The organism is Microvirga sp. 3-52, assembly GCF_018383585.1.
Lineage (GTDB): Bacteria > Pseudomonadota > Alphaproteobacteria > Rhizobiales > Beijerinckiaceae > Microvirga.
On record NZ_JAHAMK010000060.1, the window covers coordinates 11,450 to 24,904 of the forward strand.

The window sequence follows — 13,455 nt, forward strand, 5'->3', positions numbered from 1 at the left end:
ATGCCGGCATCGTGCAGCACCAAGTCTCCGACATCGACGAGATGGCCATCGAGGATCAGGGCGCGCACCGCCTCGGTCATGTCGCAGCGCGACTGCCACCCGGCGGCGAGACCCGAGGCCTCGAGCCGGGCGTCAAACCGGAGAATGCGAATCGTGATCTGTTCGAGCCGACCGGCGATGATCTCCCACGGCAGCCCCGGCAGATCGTAGGTGCGGGGTGCCCGGAACGGCTCGTCGTCAAAGTCCCCTGCCCTACTCCCGAAAGCCACGCTTGCGTCCTTAAGCTAAGTTGTTGATCTAAGAAGCTATAGCTGAGCCGAGAGAAGCGAAGCAAGGTTTGGCTACGACGAAGGCTGAGACATTCCAGCACTTTGTAAAGCGGCATCCGCCCCGATCAGGAGAGGTGTGTCGAGCAGGCAGTTCTGGAGTTGCTTCCACGAGCCTTGATAGCACTGAAGGTCTCCAGAAGCCCTTGTTTTAAGCCATTCTGGCAGGCTTGTGGGAAGTCCTTCCTTCCCAGGCTGGTTAATNCGCCCCGATCAGGAGAGGTGTGTCGAGCAGGCAGTTCTGGAGTTGCTTCCACGAGCCTTGATAGCACTGAAGGTCTCCAGAAGCCCTTGTTTTAAGCCATTCTGGCAGGCTTGTGGGAAGTCCTTCCTTCCCAGGCTGGTTAATAAAATGGCTTGAGAGACGTCTTCAAAGGATCAGTTGATGACACCTCCGTTTTTATACAGCTTCGGCATTAATGCGCCTTACCACGTCACTCCCCTCCCCTTTTGGGTTCTCACTTGAAATGATTACCAAGTCTGATGTGTCGCTAATTTGCCGATGCCAGTCACCTTAGAAGTGGACGCACTTTTCGATGAGAAGATGTTTGGGACAGTCGCCGGAGCGCAAAAATTCCGAGAACCAATCCTTGTTTGTCGGTGCCGAATAGCTTAGGAAAAATATAGGGATCTTTGCAGATGCAAAGTTCTACGGAAGACTCCATTTTGGTGGCTAGGAGCAGACGAGCTCCCTGCCCTAGCCTCTTGGCACTACTTGTTCTTCTGAGCCTCGAATTCACGATATATGTCTGAAAGCTTTGAGGTTAGGAAGCTTGCAAACTCAGGTTCAGGACGCTGATCAATCTGGAGAGTGCACTTCGTCTCTGAAAAGACGATGCTTACAAGTCGGCGACCGTGAGGATCTTCCCATGATTGAGGTTTAGGCCGTTCCCTCTTCTGCAAGCGATCAACCAGCGTGCGGAAGCGAGCGTCAGAATTTAGGGCCTGAACGTCGTTCTCAGCCAAGATCTGTCGACCGCGCTTGACGCAACTGACGTCCTGGAGAAGGTCCATAAGGGTTCGCCAGCGCGGCCGGCCGATCCCTGGTGCAGGTCCGATTGCCTCGACTATATCGAGAGGAATTCGAGAGCCAACCGCAATAAGAGATGAGAGATCTCCCTCATTGACCGAGAGGGCTTCTCGAATGATCTTTCGCTTGAACCCTCGGCTCTCAAGGGCGACAACGAAGCGCGCCTTCTCGATGAAAGTCAGATCAAGGCGAGCGTTGTTTTCCTGACCTTGAGCGATGATTAGCTCTTCGTCTGTTAACTTTCGGACAGTGGCCCGGACCTTAATGTTAAGCCGTTCTGCGGCTTTGGCGCGACGGTGGCCGTAGGCGATCTGGTAACGGTCTGGAACATTCGGATGTGGGCGGACGAGAATGGGAACAATTTGTCCGTTTTCTTTGATTTGTTCTGCGAGCTCCGCAATAGCTTCATCAGAGCTCTCCATCCGATCCTGGATAAACGAACCTTCGAGAACCTGAGGATCTAGCTCGATGATTGTCTGACCGGTTTCCATCTGGTCCTTGACAGCTTTAAGCTCATTCTCGACCGCGAAAGCTTCAGAGATCTTTCCAAGAGCGCTTCCAGCGGCTCGATTGATTCCCCACTCTTTCCTCTTGCTTAATGCAGGTTGATTATTGGCATGATTATCAGCTGAGAAAGACGCAGCCAGTGAAGCCACAGAACCAGCTAATTGCTCTGCGTCGGCTTGGGAGGGCTCCGCAACGCGAACCATGGGCTTCCCACCCTCGTGGCGGTCGTCAGCCACAAGGTTCGGGAATTGCGGTGGTAACTGATGTGCTTCCGGTTCCGTCTGGTGCGTGGGTTTGAGCCTGCTAAGAACAGAATTTTTCTTGCTCATTATGCCCTCCCCCAAGTCTTTCGAATAAGACCTTCAATCTCGGCGTTGACGTTGTTCATGGCATCAATTGCTCGGTCGTAGGTCGATTTGGTGAACCTCTCGCGAGACACTTCGTAAATAGTTTGCTTGTTAATTCCGGCGTCTGCAATCGCGGTACTTTTTAGCATTGGATATTCGAGAACGGCTTCCGGGAACAGACCCCGCAAGTATTCCACCATACCGCTCTGTGGGCCGTCACCCGGCTCGTAACGAGTGACCAGATACTTCATCCAGTCGTATTCAACAGTGCCGCCGAAATTTTTTACGACACCCAAAAGATCGGCCGTCATCGTTAAAAATTGGGACATGGACATCACGTCGAGCATCTGCGGATGCACCGTCACAATGAGGGACGTAGATGCGCTCAGGGCTGCCAGTGTAAGGAACCCGAGTTGCGGCGGACAATCAATCACCACGACATCGTAGTCACCAGCGACCTCATTCAACGCGATCGTGAGGCGTGAGAAGAACTTAGTTTCACCCGGGCGGCGGTTGGCGAGTGCCTTTGGTGTCTCATGCTCGAACTCCATCAGTTCGAGATTACCTGGAATAATGTCGAGCCCAGAGATATAGGTTTGGCGAATGACCTCACTTGGATGACGAGCGTCATCGTCATAGCGGATCGAGCCGTAAATAGTTTCGCTCGGGCCGACGTCGAACTCGGGTTGATATCCGTGCAGTGCGGAAAGGCTAGCTTGAGGATCAAGATCAATCGCCAACACTCGATATCCACTTAGAGCAAGATACTGTGCGAGGTGTGCCGCACTAGTCGTCTTCGCGCTACCACCCTTGAAGTTTACGCACGAGATGACCTGGAGATGCTCTTTGCCAGAACGGTGCTTAATGTAGCGCCGACCACCGCGAGCATTCTCGTCAAGGTAACTGCGGAGAACGTTGATATCCTCAAGAGAATACATACGCCTCCCGTTTGGGAGCGTCTCGGCTTCAGGTCCTTTTCCATCCAAAGCGAGTTGGCGCAGATAGCCGTCATCGACACCTATGAGCTTTGCAGCCTCTCCAGAGGTAAACTTGCGAAGAGACTTCTGAGCCACGGGGGGATAAAGCGCTAGGCGCTGTTGATGGAGCGACTCAGAAAGCTCTTTGGCATGCATTAGAATGTAGTTGTCGTCGACTTTCGGCTGCTGCGGAGTTACCTGTGTCTCGACCTGAGGTTCATCCAGTTTTAGTTGAGGGACGGCCACGTCAACTCTCCTAGTTACGGAAATTCGCCGCTGAAGCGACGTCTTCCGTGAGGAAAGCCCGCGAAGTCTAAATGAATGGTTAACGCAGCGATGAGTTGGCCAAAATAATGTGATTTTCCGCCTCTTCTGTCGTTCGTACGAGAGCTACCCTACTTTGCAGCTGCAAAGTCCGGTTCGTATTGCCCGCGTACGAGGATCATCGAGAGCCCCAAGAAAAGCCGAGCGTTAGGAGCATCATCTGGCTGATTCTATCTTGATTGAGGTGACCTTCGAGGAGGCAGTGAGGTCCGGAATAGGGTCACCTCCCCTCATCAGGCCTAATCGTTAGGAGTGAAAGTGCTCTCTTTGAGATATCTAGAGCAGCTTTTTCGATTACGCGCAGGGTGGTGCGGCAGTCTTTTAAACCCATAGATTTATGGCTTGTGCCTGAGCTTGATGGCTAGGTCGAGGTGGGGTGCCCCTTAGATAACCGAGATATGCACCAGCGACTAAAATGCCTTGATCAAGCGAGGTCAAGGATCTTTGCAGCTGCAAAGATCCTGCCGTTGCTGTTCCCACCATTGCAGGATGTATAGCTGATGAATTTGCCAAAGCCTCCTAGCGCCATGGGGCTGCTTTCTTGGGCTTGGCATCAAGGCCATAGCGGATGCTTTGAGATGCTTGACTGCGAAGTCAATCTCCAACCGCCGGTAACTGCCTCAGTCGGAGTGGTCGAGGGCCGGGTTCCCAAGGACGGAAACTTTGCAGCTGCAAAGGAATGAACGAGTCCGGTGAACCACCTTCATTTTTAGAGTTCAGATGCGCCTGCCTTATCCTTATTTGATGACGATCGTTTGTCCTCGCGCAATGCGATCGCAGGGCCCCCTCGGCCCGATTGCCGGTAGGGCTTTACTTGGCTGAGCTCCTGGTTTTCAATCAGGTCCCTCCCCTGGCGCCAATCTGTTTCTCATCTATCGTTCTCTCAGACAAGGCTCCAGCCGTTGGCGACACTCGATCATAGAGTATGAGGCACCATGAGACGCAGAATCTTCACCCAATCCCTGCTGGCGATGACCGCTGCCCCTCTCCTTGCCCATCAAGCCAACGCATCCCCGACTTCGGTGTCCTCCCCGTCGGGTCCTCTGCTCATGGGCGGAACCATCACGGACGTGCCCGGGATCAAGATCGGCCATCACACCCTCACCCGCAGGCCGACCGGCTGCACGGTCATCCTGTGCGAGGACGGTGCCGTGGGCGGCGTGGACGTACGGGGCTCCGCCCCTGGTACCCGGGAAACTGACCTACTTGATCCGACTAATGCCGTCCAACAGGTCCAAGCAATCCTGCTGTCAGGCGGCAGTGCCTATGGCTTGGAAGCCGCCACCGGCGTGATGCGCTATCTCGAGGAGCGCAAGCTCGGGTTCAGGTTGCGAGCGGGCGTCGTTCCGATCGTACCGGCTGCCATCCTGATGGACCTCGGCGTAGGCGACTTCACCATCCGCCCAGATGCCGAGGCCGGCTATCAGGCTGCTCTGGCCGCCACGTCAGGCCCGGTCCAAGAGGGCAATGTTGGGGCAGGAGCAGGAGCAACCGTTGGCAAGATGTTCGGGTCGGCCTTCGCCATGAAGGGCGGTCTCGGGACAGCCAGCCACCGGGTTCCAGGGACTGACGTCGTGGTCGGCGCCATCGCGGCCGTGAATGCCGTGGGCGATATCTACCATCCGGACTCCCGCCAGATCCTCGCCGGCGCCAGACAAGAGGACGGGCAGGGGTTCCGCGACACCATGGCGGCGATCATGGGCGGCTACCGCGTCGTGACATCACCCGGCAGCAACACAACGATTGGGGCGGTGGCCACCAACGTGCCGTTCAGCAAGGCCGAGATGAGCAAGATCGCGCAGATGGCCCATGACGGCTTTGCCCGCAGCATCAATCCGGTGCACACGATGTCAGATGGCGACACGATCTTTGCCCTGTCCACCGGTAAGGCCTCATCCGTTCGGGCCGATGTCTCTGCCATCGGGGCGATTGCCGCCGTTGTAATGGCCCATGCCGTAGCCCGTGCCGTAGTGCAGGCCGAAAGTCTGACGGAGCATCAGCTTCCAGCCCACCGAGACTACGTAAAGGGATGAACAGAGCCTTCGGACTTGGTCGCCGGGAACGGGGAGGGGCCTGAGAGCGCCTCGCTCCTACGATCGCTGTCTTTCCGCCCCCTCGGCCGCGGCCCCCCTTCCCCTTAGGCCTCGCGCGTTAACCATATTCCCAGGCGACGCACTACTCCGCGTCTTGCACGGCTGTCGGCGGAGTCAGCCCAACCCTTCGCGCTTGATCGAGTTGCTGCTTGACGGACGAGGCATTCCATTTCGTCCCGCCGCGCGGGGTTCGCTCGCGCATGCGTTCGAGTTGCGCCGCAATGTCCCGCAGCGACAGATCCGGATCGGCCATGGAAATTCCGGCGATCAACGTCATGAGCCGGTCATCCGAGGGGCGGGGAGGGGATTTCCGAAGCAGGCCTGGATCAGCCATACGCTGCGAGACCAGTTTCCGAACAGCGCGGCGAAGGCGCTCCTCTGTCCAGTTCTGGCCCCATCCATTCAGAACCTGAACGACGTCGGTCCACGAGTGGCCCGGGCGCATCCGCCTCACGGTGGGCATCCACCGATCGGCCGAGGCAATGAGTGGCTCGAGGTACCGCTTCTCGCGGGCAACCGTCAGCCGGCGGATGGTTTCCGGGCGGTGTTCGCGAACGCCTGGACTCCCGAGAACCTTCCCGCGAGCTTTAGCGGCCCGTAACCCAGCCTTGGTGCGCTCGGAGATCAGCGATCGCTCGAGTTGGGCCACCGCACCGAGAACCTGCAGCGAGAACATGCCCTGAGGCGTCGACGTATCGATCGGATCCTGGAGTGATTTGAAATGCGCACCCTTCTTCTCCAGCCCTTCGATGACCTCAAGCAGGTGGCTCACCGAGCGTGCCAGCCGGTCGAGGCGCACGACCACGAGCACATCCCCAGCCCGGATCTCCTTGAGCAGCTGAGCGAGAACCGGCCGGGCTCGGGACGCCCCGGAACCCTGCTCCTGATGGATCATCGTGCAGCCCGCTGCCTTGAGCTCGATGAGCTGGGCGTCCGTCATCTGGTCCTCGGTCGACACGCGGGCGTAGCCGATCAGGCGCCGTTTCGGGGCAGGGGAGGGGGCCATCAGAGTCCCTGATCTTAATCCAGTTCTTGGGCGCACCATAATAAAGGCAATGCTCGGAGCTTAGACAGCCGGCAACAGGTTCGAGGTCGACCATGAGGGCCAACCGGTCCCGGCGAAATCACGATCGTGGCTCCACAGGTCGGCATCCAAGGTCCAGGCCAATGACAGCAGATGAGCGTCGGTGACGCTGCCGTTGCGGGAAGCTGGGGCGTTTCGGAGGGCCGTTTCTGCCGTTGCCCTGTCCTCGTCGGCGACGTCCTCGCGGGCGATGATGGTCAGCAGATCAAGCAAGCTCTCCAGAACGGCGAGATCGGTGGGCCTGACATGCCCAACTACCCTACAGGCCTCCTCAAAGGCTTCCTCGCTGGTGATCAGGCTCCGCCGCCCCGAGATCAGGTCTAGGTGGGCGCCGGTCGCTGAACCCAGGACCGCAGCCACGAGGATATTGGCGTCGACCACCAAGGCGGCCGGGACGCCGCGCGGTCGACTCAAGGACCGAACTCGCGATCGAGGGCCGCTTGCTCCTCAGGAGAGCGTTGGGACTGCGCCTGCGTCAGCGCCTGACGAAACCGGGCCCGAGCCGCCTCCGAAGCGGGGCGCAGGGGAACGAGCAGCGCGACCGTCCGCCCGTCGCTCTGCACCGGGACAGCGCCTGGCAGCTGCTCGATTGAGGCCGCCGACAGTTTCTGAAGCTCTCTCATCGTAATCGCATGTGCCATGCTACGTATGTAAACTTGTAGGGCACGATTTTCAAGCAGCTTGGCCACGATTTGTACAATTGAACGACGTGCGTGCCAATGATCGTTTGAAGACGTCTTTCAAGCCATCTTGTTACCCAGTCGGGAAAGGAAGGACTTCCCACAAGCCTGCCAGAATGGCTTAAAACAAGGGCTTCTGGAGCCCTGCAGTGCTATCATGGCGCGCGGAAGCGGCACCAGAACGGCTCGCTCGGCACACCTCTCCTGATCGGGGCGGATGCCGCTTTGCAAAGTGCTGGAATGTCTCAGCCTTCGTCGTAGCCATACCTTGCTTCACTTCTCTCGGCTCAGCTATAGCTCCTTGGATCAATCACTTAGCTTGGAGGCGCAAGCGTGGCTTTCGGGGTAAGCGGGGCAGATTAGGGGGCAGGGATTCCGCCAAACGGGTATTCGTGATTCAATCCAGGCATGAGCGCGCCCGGTGGTCCCACTAAGCCCCTGTCCCAGAAGGCCCTGCGCCTGCTCGTCACGGATCTGGCCGGCAAGATCGAGAGACTGGAGCAAGAGGTCGAGCAACTACGCCTCGACAACAGCAATCTGCGCATCGACAACCAGGCCTTGAAGGACGAGATTGCCCGGCTCAAGAACCTGCCGCCGCGCCCGCCCTTCAAACCCTCCGGCATGGAGAAAGCCACCCAGCCGCGCCCTGCTGGTCCAGGCCGGCGCCCGGGCCGCGGGGCCAAACGGGATCGGGTCACGCGCGAGGTCACGATCCGGGTCCAGGTTCCGCCCGGCTCGCGCTTCAAAGGCTACAAGACGGTGGTGCGACGGGATCTGGTGCTGGTCGCCGAGGTCGTGCGCTACAAGCGCGAGCGCTGGCTCACACCGCAGGGCCAGACCCTCATCGCGCCGCTGCCGGTCGGTGTCACCGGCGGGTATGGGCCCGGCGTGCGGCGGTTCTGCCTGGCCCTGCACACGCAAGGCCAGGTCACCACCGAGCGCCTCACCGATCTTTTGAACGGCATCGGCCTGTCGATCTCGAAGCGGGAGGTGGTGCGCCTGCTCACCGCCGATCTGGAGCCGTTCGAGCAGGAAGACCATGCGGTCCTGCAGGCCGGCCTGATTTCCTCGCCGTACATCACCGTCGATGATACCGGTGCGCGGCATACGCGCCGTCCCGCTGTGACCACGCAGATCGGCGGCGAGCGCTTTTGCGTCTTCCGCACCGGCCGGTCGAAATCGCGTTTGAACTTCCTGACGCTGTTACGGGCCGGCCGTGACGAGTATGTCGTCAACGAAGCCGCGCTGGACTATCTGCGGGCGCAGCCTGTCGAGGGTGCCGTGATCGCCCGGTTGACGAAGCTCCAGGGCAAAGTGTTCCACTCGCAGATGGACTGGCTGGAGCATCTGGCACGGTGCTCGATCAACATCTTCGACCAGCCCCTGCTGCAGACGCTGAACGAAGCCGCCACCTGGGGGGCGCTCCGGCATCACGGGCTGATGGAGAGCACCGTCGTGGTCTCTGATGATGCCGGCCAGTTCCGCGTTGCCACGCATGCCCTGTGCTGGGTTCATGCCGAGCGCCACCTCGAGAAGCTGATGCCGGCCTCGCCCAAGCAGGCCCAAGCGGTGGAATTGGTTCGCCAGACGATCTGGTGCTTTTACCGCAGCCTGAAGCTGTGGAAGCAGAGCCCCACAGCGGGCGCTGAGGCATCCTTCCGACGCCAGTTCAACCGGATCTTCGGCCAGCGCACGGGCTACAAGGAGCTCGACGAACTGCTGGCCCGTCTGGCGCGGCGCAAGGATGAGCTGCTGATGGTGCTCAAGCACCCCGAGATCCCGCTCCACACCAATGCGTCCGAGAACGACCTGCGCGCCTGGGTGATCAAGCGCAAGATCTCCGGCGGCACGATGAGCTCGGATGGCCGAGTGGCGCGGGATGTGATGCTGGGGCTTTCGAAGACCTGCCGTAAGCTCGGACTGTCGTTCTTCGCCTATCTCGGCGACCGCCTCGGACTGAACACGGGTCAGCCGAGGATTCCGCCGCTCGCCGACCTTGTCATCCAAGCAGCCTGAGGCCCACCGCCCGCAATCTGCTTTGCTGACGTTCAGGCGTTATCCGCTCATCAGCCTGCCAGGGAGACACATCATGCACGAGGACAGTCCGAACACCCGCACTGCTATGGTCCTCATCTTCATGGGGCTGGTGCTTGCTCTGGCCGCAGTGCTGTTTGTGATGATCGCTTACGGGTATGGGGAAAAGTCAGGGCCGGGAGGGTTCCCGTCGGCTCAGGTGGAGGGTCAGGACTACCAGTCGGCACGGTCATCTATAGATTGAATCCCGAAGGCCGGTCTGCAGGAGTCCCTTGCCCCCAAATCTGCCCCGGTTACGCTTTCGGGAGCAGGGGAGGGGACTACGATGAGGAGCATCTGGCGCCTCGCACTTACGATCTGCCGGAGCTGCCGTGGGAGATCATCGCCGGTCGGCTCGAACAGATCACGATCCGCATTCTCCGGTTTGACGCCCGGCTCGAGGCCTCGGGTCTCGCCGCCGGGTGGCAGTCGCGCTGCGACATGACCGAGGCGGTGCGCGCCCTGATCCTCGATGGCCATCTCGTCGATGTCGGAGACTTGGTGCTGCACGATGCCGGCATGGATGTGCGCCATCCCACCCATGAGCTCACCCGCGCCGCGGCCGCCCTGCGCGCGCGGCGCACCGCCACGGCCAGGAAGGCGCCGTGGCCGCTCTCCATCGACGGCCTCGCCGCCCTGAGGGGCATCGGCGGTGTGGCCGAGGACGCGAGCCTCCGCTCCAAGGGCAAGAAGCCGAACCCGGACGATGAGGAGGCGTATCCGCTCTATGCCNCAGAAGCCGAGCCCGGACGATGAGGAGGCGTATCCGCTCTATGCCAACGATGCCGATCCGTGGAAGGCGCATTTTGCCGAGATCGATGCTCTGCTCGACCGCACCAACCAGGTGCTCGCCGGCGAGACGCCCTTGCGCAAGAGCCGCTCGCATTTCGTCTACAATCCGGATCAGGATGAGGCCGAGGCCGAGGACCTGTGGCTCGATGTGGTCAAACGCACCAACCAGTGGCCGGCGATTGCCGCCGCATCTGTGGCGTGGAACGCGTGGCTCGATCTCAACCTCTACACCCGCCTGCCCTGGCTCGGCCTGATCATGGCCGCCGCCATCCTGCGCGCCCGCGGCCTGACCAACCACCTGCTGCCGCTGGCGGCCGGGTTCAAGCAATCCAGGTTCCGGCCGCGGGGCCGGGAAGGGGCGCGGGAGAAGCTGGCGGGGTTCTGCCANCTGGCGGCCGGGTTCAAGCAATCCAGGTTCCGGCCGCGGGGCCGGGAAGGGGCGCGGGAGAAGCTGGCGGGGTTCTGCCAGGTGCTCGAGGAGGCGCTGAGCCTCGCCCACAAGGATCTCGACCGGCTCATCCTCGCCCGCGAGCTGATGAGCCGGGTGACCAGGGAGTGCCGCAGCAACTCGAAGCTGCCGGGGCTGGTCGATCTGTTCCTGTCGCGCCCGCTGGTGACGGGGCCACTCGCGGCCAAACTGCTGAAGGTCACCCCGAAAGCGGTCGATCTGATGCTGGCCCAGCTCGGCGGCGCCCTGCCGCGCGAGCTCACCGGCCGGATCCGCTACCGCGCCTGGGGCATCGTCTGACGCTATCCGACCACACAGGGGACGCCTCTTTATCGCCTTACTGCCATGGTTCAGGGCTCCTGGACGAACCTTAACCGAAGGAGGCCACTTGTTCGAGGATCATGGAAGCATGCGGATTGATTTGGCCTGTCCTCGTTGCCAGCAACTGTTCAAGGTCCGGCTGCGGAAGCTGCGGTTCGGAGCTGATCTGACCTGCCGCCTGTGCCGGCACGAGTTCGACGCCAGGGAGATTTCCGATCGTCCCGAGGTTCAAGAGGCGCTGGCCCGCATGCAACAGATCGTCAAGCAACGCGTGCGACCTATGACGCCTCGCAGCGCCAAGGGCGACGCCGAAGACCATGATGGCGCGATCCAGGACCACCACAGCGCTCGCACAACGAGGCCTGCCCAGCACCAGAATGAGGACGGGGTGAGAGGATCACGCTTGCTACAAGGCCTGCACGGCACATGGCGTAGTGCCTGAGGTGATCAGTCAGGATCGCTCAGGTGCAGCTCTCCCGATGCCAAGCCGCTCCGTCGATGATGGCAGAGGTCAACTACAGGCTGGAAGCTCGGCTTTCTAACGAAGCTGTCACGCAGCGGATGCAGCATAGAAGCTTGACCGTAACAGCATACCAGTTTCAGCCATAATCATCATGTTTGTTGAAGGTCCTGGCGCCGAATCGGTCGGCGCGTCATAGGGCCTGAAATGACCCGCGCTCTGGCTCTTGCCACTGCTCTCCTGTTCACCAGCCTCTCCCCCGTACCCACAGCACAAGCCGCAGACCCGGTTCACTTCTGGGATCTCCAGCCGCGGTCGCTCCGCCTCCTCGTGTCATCCCCGCAAGTGATGGTCACCCGCACCAAGACGGGATGGGAGGGAGCTATGGCGGAAACTGGGTGATGACGGTGTGAGAAGGGCGGCGTATCGAGGCGGGTGTCGAGCCTGCCAGAACCTCTTCGAGAGAGCGATACGCCATGAACAGTACTACCAATGTTTTGCACCTGCGTCAGCCCGATACGANNGAGCTATGGCGGAAACTGGGTGATGACGGTGTGAGAAGGGCGGCGTATCGAGGCGGGTGTCGAGCCTGCCAGAACCTCTTCGAGAGAGCGATACGCCATGAACAGTACTACCAATGTTTTGCACCTGCGTCAGCCCGATACGATTGACGATCCCCTGACCGATATTCTGCGAGCCGGCGCGCGCAAGCTTCTGGCCCAGGCCATCGAGATCGAGGCTGAGGCTTATCTTGCCAGCATGCGCGAGCTGAAGCTGCCGGATGGCCGCGAGCGCCTGGTCCGGCACGGCCATGGCCCCGAGCGCATGATCCAGACCGGCATCGGTCCGGTGGAGGTCAGCCGGGTCAAGATCCGCGACCGCGGCGCCACGGACGATGCCGACCGCATCCGCTTTACCTCGGCGATCCTGCCGAAATGGGCCCGGCGGACAAAGAGCTTGGATGCGCTGCTGCCGGTCCTGTATCTGCGCGGGCTCTCGACCGGCGAGTTCCAGGAGGTACTGGCTGCCTTGCTGGGCAAAGACGCGCCCAACCTGTCGCCTTCGGCCATCACCCGACTGACGGGCGAATGGCAGGCCGAGTACGAGCGCTGGCAGGCGCGCGACCTGTCAGCCCGGCATTACGTCTACGTCTGGGCCGACGGCGTCTACCTCCAGGCCCGGATGGAGGATCAGGCCGAATGCATCCTGGTGCTGATCGGCGCCACACCGGAAGGCAAGAAGGAACTGGTCGGCTTCCAGGCCGGCNCGCGCGACCTGTCAGCCCGGCATTACGTCTACGTCTGGGCCGACGGCGTCTACCTCCAGGCCCGGATGGAGGATCAGGCCGAATGCATCCTGGTGCTGATCGGCGCCACACCGGAAGGCAAGAAGGAACTGGTCGGCTTCCAGGCCGGCGTGCGCGAGAGCGCCCAGAGCTGGAGAGAACTGCTTGTCGAGATCAAGCGAAGGGGCCTGACCGTCCCGCCCCGGATTGCGGTTGGAGATGGGGCTCTCGGCTTCTGGAAGGCGCTCGACGAACTCTTCCCCGGCACGCACCAACAACGCTGTTGGCTGCACAAGACCGCCAACGTGCTCAACAAGATGCCGAAATCCGTGCAGCCCGGCATGAAGGTGGCCCTGCGGGAGATCTATCTCGCGCCCACCCGAGCCCAGGCCGAGGTCGCCATCGATCTGTTCGCCGAAGCCTATCAGGCGCGCTATCCAAAAGCCGTGGAGTGCGTGCGCAAGGACCAGCGGGCGCTGCTGGCCTTCTATGATTGGCCAGCCGAGCATTGGATCCATCTGCGGACTACGAACCCGATCGAGAGTGTATTCGCGACAGTGCGGCACCGGACCGTGCGCACCAAGGGCGCGCTGTCGCCGACCACCGCGCGGCTGATGGTGTTCAAGCTCGTGATGGCAGCCGCGAAAAGCTGGCGGCGGCTGATGGGCGAAAACCAGTTGCCGAAGGTGATCGCCGGTGTCAGATTTA

General features: G+C 60.7%; 10 protein-coding genes and 1 pseudogene. 5 read left to right on the top strand and 6 right to left on the bottom strand.

Annotation, left to right across the window (positions count from 1 at the left end; all coding sequences use genetic code 11):
* The 3 genes and pseudogenes from KHP60_RS24165 to repA all read right to left on the bottom strand — a co-directional run.
* A pseudogene (locus KHP60_RS24165) lies at positions 1–269 on the bottom strand (hypothetical protein); the annotation flags it as partial.
* 768 nt (positions 270–1,037) lie between these two features.
* Positions 1,038–2,192 carry a plasmid partitioning protein RepB gene (gene repB, locus KHP60_RS24170; RefSeq protein WP_213566826.1) on the bottom strand — a complete coding sequence of 385 codons (1,155 nt, stop codon included), beginning with the start codon at positions 2,190–2,192 and terminating at the stop codon, positions 1,038–1,040.
* A complete protein-coding gene (repA, locus tag KHP60_RS24175; RefSeq protein ID WP_213566827.1) occupies positions 2,192–3,433 on the bottom strand; it encodes a plasmid partitioning protein RepA in 1,242 nt (413 codons plus the stop codon). The genes repB and repA overlap by 1 nt, the downstream gene beginning before the upstream one ends.
* Before the next feature lie 1,127 nt (positions 3,434–4,560).
* On the opposite strand from repA, the gene KHP60_RS24180 reads away from it, so the two are divergent.
* Positions 4,561–5,544 carry a P1 family peptidase gene (locus KHP60_RS24180; RefSeq protein WP_409366316.1) on the top strand — a complete coding sequence of 328 codons (984 nt, stop codon included), beginning with the start codon at positions 4,561–4,563 and terminating at the stop codon, positions 5,542–5,544.
* Positions 5,545–5,686: 142 nt separating this feature from the next.
* Here KHP60_RS24180 and KHP60_RS24185 read toward each other — a convergent pair whose 3' ends face one another.
* Genes KHP60_RS24185 through KHP60_RS24195 form a run of 3 tightly spaced genes read right to left on the bottom strand, consistent with a single transcriptional unit; the run spans position 5,687 to position 7,311 of the window.
* Entirely contained in the window at positions 5,687–6,610 is a 924-nt protein-coding gene (locus tag KHP60_RS24185; protein WP_213566829.1) for a recombinase family protein, read from the bottom strand.
* A 60-nt stretch (positions 6,611–6,670) separates the two neighbouring features.
* On the bottom strand, positions 6,671–7,102 hold the full coding sequence (locus KHP60_RS24190; protein WP_213566830.1) for a PIN domain-containing protein: 432 nt from the start codon (positions 7,100–7,102) through the stop codon (positions 6,671–6,673).
* Positions 7,099–7,311, bottom strand: coding sequence for a hypothetical protein (locus KHP60_RS24195; protein WP_213566831.1), 213 nt, complete (start codon positions 7,309–7,311; stop codon positions 7,099–7,101). The genes KHP60_RS24190 and KHP60_RS24195 overlap by 4 nt, the downstream gene beginning before the upstream one ends.
* Positions 7,312–7,776: 465 nt before the next feature.
* Here KHP60_RS24195 and KHP60_RS24200 point away from each other — a divergent pair, with 465 nt between their 5' ends.
* The 4 genes from KHP60_RS24200 to KHP60_RS24215 form a co-directional block, all read left to right on the top strand.
* The gene (locus KHP60_RS24200) at positions 7,777–9,384 is read left to right on the top strand and encodes a transposase (RefSeq protein ID WP_213566832.1); all 1,608 of its coding nucleotides are present in this window, start codon (positions 7,777–7,779) and stop codon (positions 9,382–9,384) included.
* A gap of 784 nt (positions 9,385–10,168) precedes the next feature.
* Positions 10,169–10,981 carry a DUF1612 domain-containing protein gene (locus KHP60_RS24205; RefSeq protein WP_249689098.1) on the top strand — a complete coding sequence of 271 codons (813 nt, stop codon included), beginning with the start codon at positions 10,169–10,171 and terminating at the stop codon, positions 10,979–10,981.
* A gap of 88 nt (positions 10,982–11,069) precedes the next feature.
* Positions 11,070–11,444 (top strand): hypothetical protein, encoded by a 375-nt coding sequence (locus KHP60_RS24210; protein ID WP_213566833.1) that lies wholly within the window; start codon positions 11,070–11,072, stop codon positions 11,442–11,444.
* A 639-nt stretch (positions 11,445–12,083) separates the two neighbouring features.
* A partial coding sequence (locus KHP60_RS24215; RefSeq protein ID WP_213566834.1) for an IS256 family transposase occupies positions 12,084–13,455 on the top strand: 1,372 nt, incomplete at its 3' end.

Bases quoted from the DNA above. Each gene is read 5' to 3' on its own strand.
- KHP60_RS24195 (WP_213566831.1), bottom strand. From the start codon at position 7,311: ATGAGAGAGCTTCAGAAACTGTCGGCGGCCTCAATCGAGCAGCTGCCA.
- KHP60_RS24180 (WP_409366316.1), top strand. From the start codon at position 4,561: ATGGGCGGAACCATCACGGACGTGCCCGGGATCAAGATCGGCCATCAC.
- KHP60_RS24185 (WP_213566829.1), bottom strand. From the start codon at position 6,610: ATGGCCCCCTCCCCTGCCCCGAAACGGCGCCTGATCGGCTACGCCCGC.
- KHP60_RS24200 (WP_213566832.1), top strand. From the start codon at position 7,777: ATGAGCGCGCCCGGTGGTCCCACTAAGCCCCTGTCCCAGAAGGCCCTG.
- repB (WP_213566826.1), bottom strand. From the start codon at position 2,192: ATGAGCAAGAAAAATTCTGTTCTTAGCAGGCTCAAACCCACGCACCAG.